This window comes from bacterium (assembly GCA_028820935.1).
Lineage (GTDB): Bacteria > Actinomycetota > Acidimicrobiia > Spongiisociales > Spongiisociaceae > Spongiisocius.
This window is the reverse complement of sequence record JAPPHZ010000021.1, coordinates 38,621-54,008: the sequence shown is the minus strand read 5'-3', so window position 1 is coordinate 54,008 and position 15,388 is coordinate 38,621. Positions and strand designations below refer to the sequence as shown.

At 68.5% G+C, this 15,388-nt stretch carries 12 protein-coding genes; all 12 read right to left on the bottom strand.

Going from position 1 to position 15,388, the window contains the following annotated elements; translation table 11 throughout:
• Positions 1-19: 19 nt before the first annotated feature.
• A complete protein-coding gene (katG, locus tag OXM57_04965) occupies positions 20-2,242 on the bottom strand; it encodes a catalase/peroxidase HPI (protein ID MDE0352019.1) in 2,223 nt (740 codons plus the stop codon).
• Between the two features lie 117 nt (positions 2,243-2,359).
• Positions 2,360-3,178, bottom strand: coding sequence for a class I SAM-dependent methyltransferase (locus OXM57_04960; protein ID MDE0352018.1), 819 nt, complete (start codon positions 3,176-3,178; stop codon positions 2,360-2,362).
• Entirely contained in the window at positions 3,139-4,056 is a 918-nt protein-coding gene (locus OXM57_04955; protein MDE0352017.1) for a hypothetical protein, read from the bottom strand. Before OXM57_04955 ends, OXM57_04960 begins: the two co-directional genes overlap by 40 nt.
• Before the next feature lie 575 nt (positions 4,057-4,631).
• Positions 4,632-6,071, bottom strand: a complete 1,440-nt coding sequence (locus tag OXM57_04950; protein ID MDE0352016.1) for a hypothetical protein — start codon at positions 6,069-6,071, stop codon at positions 4,632-4,634.
• Positions 6,068-6,709, bottom strand: coding sequence for a dihydroxyacetone kinase subunit DhaL (dhaL, locus tag OXM57_04945; GenBank protein ID MDE0352015.1), 642 nt, complete (start codon positions 6,707-6,709; stop codon positions 6,068-6,070). Before dhaL ends, OXM57_04950 begins: the two co-directional genes overlap by 4 nt.
• A 5-nt stretch (positions 6,710-6,714) precedes the next feature.
• Positions 6,715-7,728, bottom strand: coding sequence for a dihydroxyacetone kinase subunit DhaK (locus tag OXM57_04940; protein MDE0352014.1), 1,014 nt, complete (start codon positions 7,726-7,728; stop codon positions 6,715-6,717).
• Entirely contained in the window at positions 7,725-8,567 is an 843-nt protein-coding gene (locus OXM57_04935; protein ID MDE0352013.1) for a sugar phosphate isomerase/epimerase, read from the bottom strand. Before OXM57_04935 ends, OXM57_04940 begins: the two co-directional genes overlap by 4 nt.
• On the bottom strand, positions 8,564-9,040 hold the full coding sequence (locus tag OXM57_04930) for an OB-fold domain-containing protein (GenBank protein ID MDE0352012.1): 477 nt from the start codon (positions 9,038-9,040) through the stop codon (positions 8,564-8,566). Before OXM57_04930 ends, OXM57_04935 begins: the two co-directional genes overlap by 4 nt.
• A 394-nt stretch (positions 9,041-9,434) precedes the next feature.
• Complete coding sequence (locus OXM57_04925; protein ID MDE0352011.1) at positions 9,435-10,634, bottom strand: thiolase family protein; 1,200 nt, start codon at positions 10,632-10,634, stop codon at positions 9,435-9,437.
• A 178-nt stretch (positions 10,635-10,812) separates the two neighbouring features.
• The gene (locus OXM57_04920; GenBank protein ID MDE0352010.1) at positions 10,813-11,526 is read right to left on the bottom strand and encodes a hypothetical protein; all 714 of its coding nucleotides are present in this window, start codon (positions 11,524-11,526) and stop codon (positions 10,813-10,815) included.
• Between the two features lie 161 nt (positions 11,527-11,687).
• Positions 11,688-12,917 (bottom strand): aromatic ring-hydroxylating dioxygenase subunit alpha, encoded by a 1,230-nt coding sequence (locus OXM57_04915; protein MDE0352009.1) that lies wholly within the window; start codon positions 12,915-12,917, stop codon positions 11,688-11,690.
• 178 nt (positions 12,918-13,095) lie between these two features.
• Positions 13,096-15,360 (bottom strand): arylsulfatase, encoded by a 2,265-nt coding sequence (locus tag OXM57_04910; protein MDE0352008.1) that lies wholly within the window; start codon positions 15,358-15,360, stop codon positions 13,096-13,098.
• Between the last annotated feature and the right edge of the window lie 28 nt (positions 15,361-15,388).

Below are 15,388 nucleotides of genomic sequence, written 5' to 3'. Positions count from 1 at the left end.
GAAAGTCGAGTCGCAGGGCTCAGGACAGGTCGAAGCGGTCGAGGTTCATGATCTTGTTCCACGCCGCCACGAAGTCCTCCATGAACTTCTTCCCGGCGTCGTCCGCACCATAAACCTCAGCTATAGCTCGAAGCTGGGAGTTGGAGCCGAATACGAGGTCCACCGCGCTGGCCGTCCACCTCGCCTCCCCCGTCGCGCGGTCACGGCCCTCGTAGACGTGCTCGGTGTCCGACACCTGCCACATCGTGTCCATGTCGAGCAGGTTGGCGAAGAAGTCGTTGGTCAGCGTCCCGACCCGGTCGGTGAGCACGCCGAGCGAGGACCCCGCCGAGTTGGCGCCCAGCACGCGGAGGCCGCCGACCAGCACCGTCATCTCCGGCGCGGTCAGCGACAGCAGGCTGGCCCGGTCGACAAGCAGCGTCTCGGGCCGGCGCCCATCACCGTTACGCAGGTAGTTCCGGAACCCGTCGGCGGTCGGTTCGAGCACAGAGAACGACTCTGCGTCCGTCTGTTCCGCCGAGGCGTCGGTCCGTCCCGGCGAGAACGGAACCTCGATGTCGTGGCCGGCGTTGCGAGCCGCCTGCTCGATGGCGGCACACCCGCCCAAGACGACCAGATCCGCCAGTGACACCCGCTTGCCACCGCTCTGGGAGCCGTTGAACCCGCCCCGGATCTCATCGAGGGTCGCCAGCACGGTGGACAGCTCGGAGGGGTCGTTGACCTCCCAGTCCTTCTGGGGGGCGAGCCGGATGCGCGCGCCGTTCGCTCCCCCGCGCATGTCGCTGTCGCGGAACGTCGACGCCGAGGCCCACGCGGTCGACACAAGCCGCGAGACGGAGAGCCCGGAGTCGAGGATCATCGCCTTGAGAGCGGCGATGTCGGCTTCGTCGACCAGCTCGTGGTCGACGGCCGGGACCGGATCCTGCCAGATCATCTGCTCATCCGGAACCTCCGGCCCCAGATACCTGGCCACGGGTCCCATATCGCGATGGGTGAGCTTGTACCACGCCCTGGCGAAGGCGTCGGCCAGTTCGTCCGGGTTCTCCAGGAAGCGCCGCGAGATCGGCTCGTAGACGGGGTCCATACGGAGCGACAGGTCGGTGGTCAGCATCACGGGGACGTGCCGCTCCGACGGGTCGTGAGCATCCGGCACCGTCCCGGCCGCCGCCCCGTTGGCGGGGATCCACTGCCACGCCCCCGCCGGGCTCTGCGAGAGCTCCCAGTCATAGCCGAACAGGATCTCGAAGAAGGAGCTGTCCCAGGTGACCGGGGTGGTAGTCCAGGCGCCCTCGAGCCCGCTCGTGATCGAGTCCCCCGCCTTCCCGCTGCCGAACGCGTTCGCCCAGCCCAGGCCCTGCTCCTCCAAGGTGGCGCCTTCCGGCTCGGGGCCGACGTACCGGCCCGCATCCGCAGCGCCGTGGGTCTTCCCGAAGGTGTGCCCGCCGGCGATCAGCGCGACGGTCTCGGTGTCGTCCATGGCCATGCGGCTGAAGGTCTCCCGGATGTCCCTCGCCGCCGCCAGGGGGTCGGGCCGCCCGTTCGGTCCTTCGGGGTTCACGTATATCAAGCCCATCTGCACCGCGCCGAGCGGGCTGGCCAGATCCCGGTCGCCGCTGTAGCGCTCATCGTCCAGCCAGCCGGTCTCGGGTCCCCAGTCGATGTCCTCCTCGGGCTCCCACACGTCCTCGCGGCCGCCGCCGAATCCGAACGTCTCGAAGCCCATCGACTCCAGCGCCACGTTCCCGGCGAGGATCATCAGGTCGGCCCACGAGATCTTCCGGCCGTACTTCTGCTTGACCGGCCAGAGCAGCCGGCGCGCTTTGTCGAGGTTGGCGTTGTCGGGCCAGCTGTTGAGGGGCGCGAAGCGGTGCGTACCCGATCCTCCCCCACCCCGCCCGTCGAAGGTCCGGTAGGTGCCGGCGCTGTGCCAGGCCATCCGGATGATCAGCGGCCCGTAGTGGCCGTAGTCGGCCGGCCACCAGTCCTGCGAGTCGGTCATCACCTCTTCGAGGTCGGCCTTGACCGCCGCGAGGTCGAGGCTGTTGAACGCCTCGGCGTAGTCGAACCCGTCGCCCATGGGATCGATCAGAGGCGAGTTCTTGTTCAACGGCCGCAGGTTCACCTGCTCAGGCCACCAGTGGTGATTAGCCAGCGAGCCCATAGTGGCGGGCATCTGGGGCGACACCGGACACTTGGCGGCCGATGCCTCCTGGTCGACGGTGCTGATGTCTTCTACGGTCATCTGTACCTCGCTGGTTGGTGGGAGATCGCGGGTGCCAATCTAGTGGTCTGTCGGAGCAACAACCAGGAGTGTTCTGGCGGTCACACCACCACCGCCACTCCACAGACAGACCACTGGCTATGGCGACGGGCACTCGTCCAGCACGCCGGAGAAGAGGTTTTCCCCACATCCGTCTCCGTCGCCTGGGAGGGGAAGGACCTCGGTCTCGAAGCCGGCCTCCTCCATGAGGGACACCCAGGTCGCCAGCGGGAAGAGGCCGGTGACGTGGAGGTCGGTCTCCACACGCCGGCGGCCTCCCTCGGTGATCGTGTAGGTGATCCAGGACTCGATAGTGGTGTCGGTCGGATCGGGGTCGGTCAGCCGCTCCGCCACCTTCACCTCGGGGTCGCCGGGCCGGGATGGCGGCGGGATGTCCCAGCGCAGGACCTTCCCTTCCACGAAGGACTCTGCCACCAGGTCGGGCGCCACCAGGAGCAGGCCGCCCGGTCGCAGATGGGCCCGGGCGGTGGCGAAGGCCGCCCTCAAGTCGTCCTCAGTCAGCATGTAGGCCACCGCATCGTGGATGAGCACCGCGTCGAACACCTTCCCCAAGCGCACCGTCCGCATGTCGCCCACGTGATGCTCCACGCCGGGGTTCAACCGCCGGGAGTGCTCGAGCATCTCCGAGGACAGGTCGACCCCGGTGGCCTCGAAGTCGGAGGTGAGATGCGACAGGTTGTGGCCGCCACCCACGCCGAGTTCGAGGATGCGATGGCGCCCCCCGCCCAGCCGGGCGCGGATGGCGTCCCTCCAGTGGCCCGCCTCCTCGGCGTAGTCCTCCGGGGGGCTGACGAGCGGCCACAAATAGGCCAGGTCGGAGTAGAGACGCCGGCTGCCTGCCATGGCCCGTTCCGGCCTTACCTGGTCGTGCTGCGCCGAGCCAGCGAGGTCGTCCAAGCCGTACCTTCGGCCCGGGCCACGGCACACAGTTCGGTCATCCGCCCGGCGGCATGCTGCGCGTCACGCTCGCCGGTGGCGAGTTCACGCCAGATGGCCCGACCTCCCAGGAACCCCGACGCTCCCGCCGCGCAGGCCACCCGCACCTGGTCGCGGAACAGCCCGAAGTCGCTGCCCTCGGAAAGGATGACCCAGGGAACCGGGCTCAGCCGGTCGACCTCGGCACAGGCCTCGGCCCACTCCTCGGGATCGCGTCGGCCGGCCTCCGGCATGACGGGGAACTGCAGCTTCAGCACTTCGGCGCCCAGCGGGCCTAGCCTTCTCACCCCTTCCAGCACGGCCCGTGTACGGTCCCCGGGATCCTCGTACAGCGCCAGCGGTTCGCAGAAGAGCGGCAACCCGGCCGCCCGGCATTGCCCCACCACATCCGTAACGAACCGCTCCGCCGCCGACATGTCCCCGTCCGGGTCGTAGTACACGGAGATCTTGACGGCGTCCGCTCCCATCTCGGCCGCCCGCTCCGCGCTCCAGCCGGGGAGGAGACGAGGGGCCGTGCGCACGTCGGAGTAGTCCCCGTCCTCGATGCCGAGTATCAGGCCCAGACCTTCCGGGCGGCCCGGACCGGTCGACTCGATGGCCACAAGATAGCCCGGGTCGATCAGGACCGCCCCGCTGATCGGGCCGAGCGCCGCGATGATCGGCTCCTTGGCGGCGCTGATGTCGGCGGCGGTCATGGCATCCGGTTGGTCCGGACGCACGGTCTGGGCGAACGACCCCACATGATCGATCGCCAGCACCGTGAAGAGACCGTCTTCCGTAGCGACCCGCGCCAGACGCTCCGAGCGCTCCCCCGACCGGATATCGGAGGACGCCGTCATACCACACGTCTCCCGCAACGAGCCGATGATCCTGCCTTCATAGCGTGCGCTACCACCTCATCAAGTAAACGACAGGCAAGGAATCTAGTGCCCTGATTCGATCGTTCGTGATCCACTCCCGAGACGACGAGAACGCGAAAAACGCCGGAACACGCCCCAACCCGGCGGGCCCATCCCCCAGCCACCACCTCCTTCGGTCCGAACGCGTTCCGCCATCCCCTGCGGGTCCGCTCCCGAATTGATCCCGGTTCCGGTTCCCTCGACGTCGAACAGCAAGAAACCGGCGGTGTTTGTAGCTGCCGGGCAGTATGCGACGGGCGCGTGACACTTTCAACCCCCTCGTGCGCGTACCAGACCCGCGCCGCCCGCGACGGTCGCGAGACACAGATCTCCGCGAGCCGACGACACGAGACGCTAGTAGCGCTCAGTGCGGCGCGTTTTCGCCAGTTCCCCCGAGAGGATCGGGTCGCCCGGACTCCTCGGTTCCGGTACCGGTAGGTCGCCGAGACGCCGCAGCGCAGGCCTGGCCCGACCCGTGGCGATCAGTTCGTCGATGCGGCTTGGCATGTCCGCCGTCATGTGTTGAGGCCCTCGATCTGTAGGTGATCGCGCATCGGGATGGGCTGGGTGGTGCGCATGCCGAGCCAGGCGGCCACTTCCGCCAGCTCCGAGGACAGGTCACCCTGCGCCACGGCGTAGTGGTGCTCCCGGCCCTGGACCATCACGGTGTTGACCAGGTCCATCAACTCGATCGGCTCCCCGTTGAGCCGGAAGCGGGTGAACCAGCCGCGGGTGCCGTCGAACCCGGCCTTGCCGGTGTCCACCACCTCGGCGGTAGCGATGAACAGCTCGCGGAAGTCGTCCCCCGCATAGGCGATGGTGGTCTGCTGGGGAGCGAACAGCAGGTCTCCCGACACCCCGTAGCGGATATCCGACTTGCGGCCCAGCGTCACGTGATCGACCCAGCGGATCCCGTTGCCGGCGCCGAAGTGGCGGGGCGTGACCCCGCAGTGCCATAGCAGGGCGGCATCGGCTTCGAGGTCGAGGGTGGTCAGGTCCAGCAGGGTGGCCGACCCATGGTTCGGCGACATGGAGTTCATCAGGAGCATCGTCACCGCTCCGGGCACGTCCCCCTCGCACGAGACCGCCACACCGTCCTCCGAGCCCAGCAGGCTGTAGGCCATGCACGGTGCCATGTCGAAGTCCTCCTGGAAGCTGGGCCAGCACTGGACCGCCAGGGCGTCGTACCCCTCCGTCTCGATCATCCGGCGGAGCGCCAGGTAGAGGCGGGCGTTGCGGTCCATGCCGACCGAGGGGGCGGTCACCTCGGTGGCCAGGTCGGTGGCCATCCGTACCACGGAGGCGGCCGGGCGGGTCTCGACGGCCCGGGCCAGCCGGACCACCTCGTCGATGGTGTGGGTCCCGACCGTCGTGCCGAACCGGCTCTCCAGGCCGGCCTCGTCGAACAGCATGTTGTAGAAGCCGGGAGAGATGCCGCCTATCCAGCCGATCCGCGCCGAGGCCATCGCCTTGATCCCCGCCAGCGCCCGGAAGGTGACGCGGAAGCGCCGTTCGGTCTCCGGCTCGTCGATGTGGCCCAGGAACCACTTGTAGGGCACACCCCGGTCTCGCAGGTAGCGGCGGATTATTGAGGCGAAGTGGTTGGTCGAGACCAGCGAGTGGAGCTGGATGGATCCCTCCAGTACCGGCTCGGGAGTGGCCCAGAGGCCGAGCCGGGGAGCGGCCGCCGCCAGCGGCTCCAGCAGTTCGCCCGAGGCGCATGCAGCCGCCTGGAGGACCAGGAAGTCGAGTTGCCGGGACGACAGGTGGTCGGCAGCGGCGCGGGCGGCGTCGAGATCGCCGATCCCCTGTTCGATGGCCACCAGGTCGAAGTCCAGCTCGTCCGAGAGGCGGCTGAGGCCGGTGATGGCCCGCCGGTACTGGTCGTGCTCGTCGGCGTAATAGCTCTCGAACGCCACGCCCACGTATCCGACCCGGAGTCGCCCTCCGCTCATACCCTCACCTCGCTTCTCAACTGGTGGGCCCAGGACTCGAGGACCAGGGCCACCGTGTTGGCGCCGGGATCCTCGGTTCCCAGGCTGTGGTCCGGGGCGAAGCGGGCCCGCCCCGCCGAGGGCCGCATGCCCGCGGTCGCCGTCGCGCCCCGGCGCGCGGCCCGGGCCGCCGCGGCCACCACCGCCTCCAGGCTATCCTCCCTGTCCAACGACTGGCGGGCATCGCGCACCGCCGGCGCCAGGGCGTCGATCATGGTCTTGTGGCCAGGCTCCGCCTTGCCCACCCGCGCCACGCGGGCGAGGCCCTTCTCGAAACCGGCCACCAACTGGGGCGCATCGGGCGCCGCCGCCTTGGAGAGCTGCCCGGCCAGAGCGCCGAAGAAGGCGCCGAACAATGCACCGGCGGCGCCGCCCACGGTCTCGTGGAAGGCGGATCCGGTGGCTCTCATCACGTCTGCGGCCGTGCCGTGATCGCCCTGCTCGGCCCGGCGGGCGGCCTCCGCCAGGGCGGTCGCCATGTTGACCCCGTGGTCGCCGTCGCCCGCCACCGAGTCGAGCCGCGATAGTTCGTCCCGGTGGTCGCTCACCCGCGTGGACGCGGCGACCACCAGCCGCACCGCCAGGTCCCGGTCGATCATGGCCGCTACCGACCTGCCATCGTGAACCCGGCTCCCGCGGCAGGCCGGTCGTAGAGATCGATCAGCTCGCCATCCATGTGGCAGATGGCGAACGCGAACCCCGCCATATCGAGCGTGGTGGCGTAGGAGCCCATCCAGGACCGCACCGACTCGATGCCCCTCCGCTCCAGGGCGGCGCGAGCCCCCCGGTAGAGGACCGACAGTTCCATCAGCGTCAGCGATCCGGCGTTGTTGAGCAGCAGGCCCACCTGCGCCCCGGACGGTAGTTCGGCGTCATCCAGGAGCCGGTCGATCATCAGCCCGGCGATCTCGTCCGCCCCGACATCCTCGCCGAGCCGGTCGCCCGGCTCGCCATGAACCCCCATGCCCACCGACAGGGTGGTGTCCTCGGGGTCCCCGAGGGGTTGCCCGCTCACCGGATGGACCACCGTGCCGGTCGCCGCCGAGAGCGAGCGGGTGCGATCCCGGACCTTGCGGGCGATCGCGGCGCATGCCTCCAGGGAGTCGCCCCGTTCGGCCGCCGCCCCCACCATCTTCCACACGAAGAAGAGCCCGGCGCCGCCCCGCCGCTCCGTGATCCGGTCCTTGGGAGCCGACGCCACGTCGTCGTAGAGGACCACCATCTCCACGCCGTCGATGCCCTGGTCCTCCGCTTCGTCGATGGCCAGCTCGGCGTTCATGATGTCCCCGGCATGGCTGGAGACCAGTAGCAGCACCCCGCCGCCCCGGTCGGCCGCCTCGATACCCCGGAGGATCGCCGCCGGTCCCGGCGAGGAGAAGATCGGACCGGCCACGTTGACGTCGAACAGCCCCTCCCCCACCCAGCCGATCATGGCCGGCTCGTGGCCGGAACCGTTGCCGATCACCACGCCCACCTTGCCCTCGGCCTTGGGAACGGCGCGGACCACCATGCCGTCCCGGAGCGAGATGATGCCGGCATGGGCGGCGACGTATCCCTCCAGCATCTCCTCCACCGCCCGCGCCGGGTCGTTGAGGAAACGCCGGCTGCGGACGCTCACGCGATGTTCTCCCGGATGAAGCGGGCCGCCTCCGCCGCGTCCTCATCGGGACGGTCGGTCAGATCCCGCCAGGCATAGGTGGCCTGGCCGGTCTCGACCCTCGAGTTGGGGAAGGTCTCGAAGACCACCCAACCCTCGTAGCCGGCGTCGTCCAGAGCCTCGCTGAACGAAGCCCAGTCGATGTGGCCGTACTGGGGCGCCCGCCGGTTGTTGGCGGCCACCTGGACGTGGCCGATCCGGCTCCCCGCCAGGCGGACGGCCCCGGCGAGGTCGTCCTCCTCCATGTTCATGTGGAAGGTGTCGAGCTCGACCTTGACGGAGGGATGATCGACCATGTCGATGAAATCCAGGCAGCCGGCCACGGTGTTGAACATGAAGGTCTCGAACCGGTTGAGTACTTCCAGACAGACATCGATGCCGAGTGTGGAGGCGTAGCCGGCGATCTCGTGAAGGGCGGCTGCCGATCGCTCCCGGTAGCCATCGTGGTCACCCTCCGGAAAGCCCATCCAGGTGGCGTACGTGACACCCCCCAGGATCGGGCTGCCCAGCCGGGCGGCGTCATCGAGGCACCGTCGCAGATGGTCAATACCAGCCCTTCGAACCGAGGCATCGGGGCTGGATATGTCCATGGTCGGGCTCAGCCCGGTGCTGCACAGAACGTCGAGGCCCAGCGACCGGGCGGTATTCGCCATCCGCTCGACGCCCACGTCGAGGCCTGCCACCAGGGAGATCTCCACCCCTTCGTAGCCGGCCTCGGCGGCCTTCGAGAACACGGAGGACTGGTCGTCCGACCACCTGTCGAGCCAGTAGAAGATCTCGATGCCGACCGGTCGGGTCACGCGGTCACCTCCTCGACTGCGAACGCTATCCGCAGGAGCGGATGGGCTGGTTGGCTGTTGCTGAACGTCACCGCCACCACGGTACCCCGCACCGGTACTTCGTCACAGATCACCCGGTGGGTGATGCCCCCGGCCACCCCGTCGAGCCGGATCGAGCCGAGAATGTAGGGAACCTCGATGCCGCCGAACGGAGGGGGGCTGTGGACACGGGTGGCGGCCACGATCCTCCCGGTGCCGGGCAGGTCGTACCAGGTGGCCTCGGACAGGTCGGTATCGCAGAACTGCCGGGGAGGGAACCAGGTCGACCCGCACTCCGGGCATACGGTGGCCCGCAGCACCCCTTCTTCAAGACCCCGATAGAAGGGATCGGCCGACCCGACCGCATGGCGGTACCGCTGGGCCATCTCGACATGGAGCAAGGAGAAGGGGTCTCCCGATGGAGTGGTCCCCCGTTCGACACCGGTCACGCGCATCAGGCGCTCCTCCCCTGGCGAACGAGCCCCCCGTGCCTTGCCCGGATCCTCCGCCGGGACCCGGGAACGGGTATCGTGACCTGCCGCCCGACACCCCGGAACGACCCGAGAACGCGAAAATCGCTCCGCCGAACGGCGCTCCGCACCGGGCCCTCCCCCACCACCACCTGTCCTGTTCGGAGCGTGGTCGGCCATGCCCTGCCGGCTGCCGGGATGCGGCCCTCCGCTCCATCGAGCTTGATGTTCCCTCGGGCTGACCGAACCGATCGGCGAGACGCTTCCGGCCAGTGTTGGTGCTTGGCGATGGTCAACGTACAACGGGGGTGAGACAGATTCTGGCATCGCGTCTTCGCCGGCCCGAATCGGGTGATTGCAACAGATCCCTCGAACGGGCTCATGCGGTGCACCCGAACACGTTGACCACCACCAGAGATCCGACCCCGGCGTGGGTGTCTGTGATCCCGATCCGGGCGTCCGGGACGGCTCGGGCGCCGGACACCTCGCCCCTGAGCTGGCGTGTCACCTCCACCGCCTGGGCGATGCCGGTGGCGCCCACCGCCGACCCCCTGCCCAGCAGCCCGCCCGAGGTGTTGACCGAGACCTGCCCGCCCAGGTCGAAGCGGCCCTCGGCCGCCGCCAGGCCGCCCTCTCCCACCGGGCAGAGACCGAGGTCCTCGTAGGCCTGGAACTCCGCTCCGCTGAAGGAGTCGTACACCTCGGCCACATCGATCTCCCGCGGCGGGTCATCGATGCCGGCCATCCGGTAGGCGTCCCGAGCCGCCCTCCGCTTGGCCGCGAAGTGGGGGAACATCTCATCGGACCGGTCGGAGAGGCGGGGATGGTCGGTGGAGGACCCGGAACCGAGGACCGCCACCGGAGGACGCTCCCGGAAGGTGGACGAGTGCTGTTCCGCCCACTCCCGGGTGGCGAGCAGCACAGCCGCCGCGCCGTCGCTGAGCAGGCTGGCGTCGTACAGGCGGTAGGGATCGGCAAGAGGGGCCGAACCGCGCACGTCCTCCACCGTGATCGACATGCCCTTGTGGGCGTCGGGGTTCTCCAGCGCGATGCGCCTGTTCTTCACCGCGATCTCGGCGAACTGCTCTGCCGTGGTTCCATAGCGCCGCATGTGCTCGGTGATCATCAGCGCGTAGGGAGCGGCGAAGGTCCCGAACACCGGCGTCTCCCACTCGAAGTCGGCGGACATGGCGAGGAGCTCCGTGGCGGTGGCGCGGTCGACGGACTTCCCGTTGGTCTCCCCGCCGAACACCAGCACGGATCTGGCCGTGCCCGAAGCGATCGCCATCATCGCGGTGCGGATGGCTAGGGCGCCGGTAGCGCCGCCACCCTCCACCCGGAGCGTGGGCTTGCCGACCAGCCCTATGCTGTCCTGGAGGATGTGACCGAGGCTCATCTGGCGATTGAAGTGGTCGCTCTCGTACGCCGCAACACCCATATCGATGGACGAAGCGGAGACGCCGGCGTCGAGGAGCGCCGCTCGCGCCGCCTCGACCACCATGTCCCGGACACTCGCATCGGCCCGGAACCCCACGAACGGGGTCATGCCAACCCCGACCACCAGCACTGCGTCGCTCATGATGCGGGCGCCTCCGGTGATCCGTCCTGACATCGCACGTCATAGGACAGAAGGATGCCACCGCCTTCGCGGGCCGATCCGGCAATAACAGATCGGGTGGGACCGGTCACACTCGAGACCATGGGCGGGACTCTTGGCGACAGTTCGGACCGCATCTAACTCGCCTCAGGTCCAGAGGCTACGCCGCGATCATCTTGTGCGATCCCCTCCAAAGGCCGACGCCGATCAGGACCTGCCAGATGGAAGTGATGCCGCCGCCTACCACGAGGATGGGCAGCATGTTGTCGGTCAAGTCGTGTGCGTGTTCGATGATCACCAGCGCCACCACTTCGGCGACAGACGCGACCACCACCGCCGCGGCGGCGATCCTGGGCAGGCCGGCGGGCACCCTGCGCCATGTCGCCAGGCCGAGGACCAGGAATCCGACCGTCTCGCAGAGTTCCTTGATCATGAACAGCCCGGCCCTTACTCCTTGCAGGGTGACGGCCATAGCAGTCAGTCCGTCGGTCTGGTCCGCTCCTACGCCCTCCCCGACACCGTGGTTGATGAAGTGGACGATCATGTGCTGGATGCCGTTCACCGCCAGATGCATGACCGCGGAGACGAGCAGGATGGCGATGCTGATACGCACCATGGCGTCAGTCGTGCCATGACCGGCGACGATACTTCGTGACAGGGTGACCAATCCGGCGACCCACAGCAGGACGCCGAGGATGGTCAGCAGCGACATCGCATGGGTGAGTTCAGCGTTTTCGGCCCTGAACGTCACGAGGCGGACGTAGTCGATTCTCGAACCTGTCCCCCTTGGAAGGAAGAAAGTACCGACACCCACCAAGACCACGCCCGCCACAAGTGACAGCCCGGACAGTCGACTCTCCTGCGTGGACTCCATGACACCCTTCGTTCCTCGTACTTGCCGCGCCTCAACCCTGATTGTTCATCTTCCCAGCACACCGGCCGGAAGATGGGGCTGTCAAGTCGCTATAACCCCAGCCTAGGAGATCGGAGCGCGCGGCTAGCGGGAGTCGGATGCCCCGCTTCGAGGGGAGCCGCCTACGCGCTGGGGCGGGACTTCCGTGCGGCCTCGACCTCGATGGGGGGCGGCATGGGATTCGGCTTGGTGCCGTAGAGATCGACGTCGCCCGGCCGGTCCCCGCCCGGTACCACCAGATCCGCCACCGACTCGCGGGTCATGAGATCGGCCGTCATGTTGTGGAAGCGGTTCAGGGGTTCCTCGAAGCGAGGCGCCATGGGACCCGGCGGCGCGCCGGCCCGGGAAACGCCCCGCTGGACCCGTTCGCAGATGTCGATGTCCTCATCGTTCACGTCAACCCAGAATCGCCGGGTGGTCTCGAACGCTTCGGCAAACCGTTGCCGCCCCAGCTCGTCCTCGGGCGACGGCACGGCGCCCGGCGGGAACAGGAAGGTGCAGTGCTCGATGGTCCGCCCCACGCCGGCCGGCTCGAGCAGGATGAGGAACACGTGGTTCGGCAGCACGGCCAGCAGGACGTTGGGGAACACGGCGACGAACCTACCGCTGGCGGCGTCGGATGCGCCCAAACCGGTGGCGGATGGCAGTATCACCCAGTCTTCGTGCTGGTCGCTCGAGACCGGCGTGGTGGTCTGCCCGCAGTACATCCCGGGACCCTGGTAGCGGTAGTGGTCCTTGACGCGTGACACCTTGGCCAGCTTCGGATGAACCCACGGCAGGTGGTAGTACTCCGCGAAGTTCTCCACGAGAAGTTTCCAGTTGGCCCCGACATCGAACGTGGCGGTCGCTCCGTCGAAGTCGGCGAGCTCCCACTCCTCCAATCGGTAGCCGGCCAACCGCTCCGGCAGGTCACCGAGCCACACATCAAGGGATGGCGTCTCCTCGTCAAGGCAGACGAAGACGATGGGACCCCACGTGTCCACCCGCACGGGCACGAGACGCCAGTCGGCGGGGTCGAAATCCGACGGGGGTGACGCCTCGAAGAGCGGCGCCGCCACCAGCCGGCCTTCGGTCGAGTAGCTCCAGCGGTGGTACGGGCACCTGATGACCCCCGCGATGTCGCAGTCGGCATCGGCCAGCTCGGTCCCCCGGTGACGGCAGGTGTTCAGGAAACCGCGCAACCGATCCCCGGACCGGGTCAGCAGCACGGACTTCCCGGCGACCGACCGCACGAGAAGCCGTCCCGGCCTGGACAACTCGCTGGCAAGAGCCACGCCGGTCCACGCCCGGCCGAACAGCCGGGCCTGCTCGTCCGCGTAGAAGGCCTCGTCCGCGTACGCGACCGGAGACAACCCGACAGCCGACCACACTCGCGGCCGGATGCCGGCCCAGAATCCCGGCTGGCACCATGGCGTCGCAACGGTAGGTGGCATGGCCATCCGACGATTTTACTGCGCGAGCGAAGAGGTCCCCACAGGTCGGAGTAGGCCGCGGCCTCCCCCGACAAGAAGCGGTTCTCTCGATCCGGGCTCAGCCGAGGTCGAAGTCGACCCGCTCCAGGTGGCCCGTGAACGGGAACTCCGGCTCGTACGAACGGCTCACCGGGGACAGCGTGTCGGCTCCCACGCTGAGAGACCCCCAAGAGATCATCCCGCGGGCCATGGAGACCATCTCCATCTCACCGAGAGTCCGGCCGTCGGCCTCCAGACGACCTATGCCCCGGTAGTCCCCGGTCCTCTCGAACCCGAAGGACAGCTCGGTCGCGCCTGATGGCACCGGGCCGGACGAGGTGAGCGTCTGGCGATCACCCAGATAGCAGTACTCGAACACGAGATGCCCGGCGGCCAGGTAAAGGACGTAGCCGCCGCTCACGTCGCCCACCGCCACCAGCACCCCCTCTTCGGCGGCGTCCAGCGGAGCGACCCGGGCCGTGATCCTGAAGTCCCGGTTGAACACCAGGGGGGTGGCGGCGCCGGGCACCCGGCTCGAACCCCCCAGGTAGGAGAACGTGTCTCTCGCCCTCGGGGTCCCCGGGGGCGTGAAGGTGGAGGCCCGCACCGCCAGGTAGCGGTCGTCCAAGGGGAACACCGAGTATCGGGCCGCCTCCTCGGACCACTGCCCCACCAGGTCGGCCAGCTTCTCGGGGTGCTCCCCAGCCACATCCTTGCACTCGGAGAAGTCGGAGTCGATGTGGTACAGCTCCCACGGATCGTCCTCGAACGGCTCGTTCCGCCGGTGCCGGGTGAGCGCCTTCCAGCCGTCGTGCCACATGGCGCGGTGGCCGATCATCTCGAAGTACTGCCGGTCGCGCGGAGCGGGGGCGGCGCGATCGTCCAGCACGTCACGGATGCTGGCGCCGTGGTAGGGCATCTGGTCCACTCCCCCGTAGGAGGCCTTCGGCGCCACGTCCACGAGATCCAGGATGGTGGGGGCGATGTCGATGGCGTGGACGAACCTCGTGCGCACCCCGCCGTTGTCGGCCACCCCTTCCGGCCAGGAGACGATCAGCGGCGTCCGCACCCCGCCCGCGTAGGTGTTCTGCTTGTACCAGCGGAGCGGCGTGTTGGCGGCCTGCGCCCATCCCCAGGGAATGTTGGTCTGGGAATGCGGCCCGCCGATGGTGTCGAACCGCTCCATGTTGAACTCGACGGTGCAGAAGCGGTCCTCCTCGTAGGTCACGATGTCGGCACCGCCGTCCGGCCCGCCCTCCTGGCTGGCGCCGTTGTCGGAGAGGACCACCACGATCGTGTTGTCGAGCCGCCCGATCGAGTCGAGGAAGTCGAACAACCGTCCCATCTGGGCGTCGGTGTGGTCCAGCATGGCCGCGTAGGCCTCCTGGAACCGGGCGAAGAGGTTCTGCTGGTCGGGACTCAGGTTGTCCCACTCCTCCACCCCGGGGTTGAGCGGCGCGAGAGCGGCGTCCTCGGGCACGATCCCGAGCTCCTTCTGGCGGGCGAACCGGCGCTGGCGGATCACGTCCCAGCCCTCGTCGTAGCGCCCTCGGTACTTGTCCAGGTACTCCTGTGGCGCCTGGTGGGGACAGTGCGCCGTCCCGAAGGCCACGTAGAGGAAGAACGGCTGCTCGGGCTTGACCGAGACCTGGTCGCGGACGTAGGAGATGGCGTGGTCCACCAGGTCCTCGGTCAGGTGGTAGCCGTCCTCGGGCCTGCCCGGCGGCTCGACCCGGTGGTTGTCCTCGACCACGTCCGGGTAGAAATGGTCGGTCAGGGCGTCTAGGAACCCGTAGTACCGGCCGAACCCCCGACCGAGCGGCCACTCGTCGTAGGGACCGGCCGCGGTGGTCTCCTCCAGCGGCGCCAGGTGCCACTTCCCGATCGCCATGGTGGCGTACCCGGCGCCCTGCAACACCTCGGCGATGGTCCCGGCCGACTTCGTAACCCGACCCCGGTGTCCGGGGAATCCCGAGTCGACATTCGACAGGTAGGCCATCCCGACGCTGTGATGGTTGCGCCCGGTGAGCACGCAGGCGCGGGTCGGTGAGCACAGGGGGGTGACGTTGAAGTCGTTGAAGCGCAAGCCCCGCTCCGCCAGCGCATCGATCACCGGGGTCTCCACCTCGGCCCCGTAACATCCGAGGCCGGCGAAGCCCACATCGTCGAGCACCACCAGCACCACGTCCGGCTTGCCACGGGCATCGTTCGCCATCGGCGGCCACCACGGAACCGACTCCCGGAAGTCGGGTCCGATCACACCCTCGAAGCCCGGCTCCGGGTATTCTTGTGCCTCCTGCCCTCCGCCCCTGGGCGTTCCGCTCGAATCAGTGCTGGAACCCATCGACCTTCCTGGCCTTTGCCGACGGCGG

Bases quoted from the DNA above. Each gene is read 5' to 3' on its own strand.
- OXM57_04955 (MDE0352017.1), bottom strand. From the start codon at position 4,056: ATGACGGCGTCCTCCGATATCCGGTCGGGGGAGCGCTCGGAGCGTCTG.
- OXM57_04930 (MDE0352012.1), bottom strand. From the start codon at position 9,040: ATGCGCGTGACCGGTGTCGAACGGGGGACCACTCCATCGGGAGACCCC.
- OXM57_04950 (MDE0352016.1), bottom strand. From the start codon at position 6,071: ATGAGCGGAGGGCGACTCCGGGTCGGATACGTGGGCGTGGCGTTCGAG.
- OXM57_04920 (MDE0352010.1), bottom strand. From the start codon at position 11,526: ATGGAGTCCACGCAGGAGAGTCGACTGTCCGGGCTGTCACTTGTGGCG.
- OXM57_04910 (MDE0352008.1), bottom strand. From the start codon at position 15,360: ATGGGTTCCAGCACTGATTCGAGCGGAACGCCCAGGGGCGGAGGGCAG.
- OXM57_04925 (MDE0352011.1), bottom strand. From the start codon at position 10,634: ATGAGCGACGCAGTGCTGGTGGTCGGGGTTGGCATGACCCCGTTCGTG.
- dhaL (MDE0352015.1), bottom strand. From the start codon at position 6,709: ATGATCGACCGGGACCTGGCGGTGCGGCTGGTGGTCGCCGCGTCCACG.
- katG (MDE0352019.1), bottom strand. From the start codon at position 2,242: ATGACCGTAGAAGACATCAGCACCGTCGACCAGGAGGCATCGGCCGCC.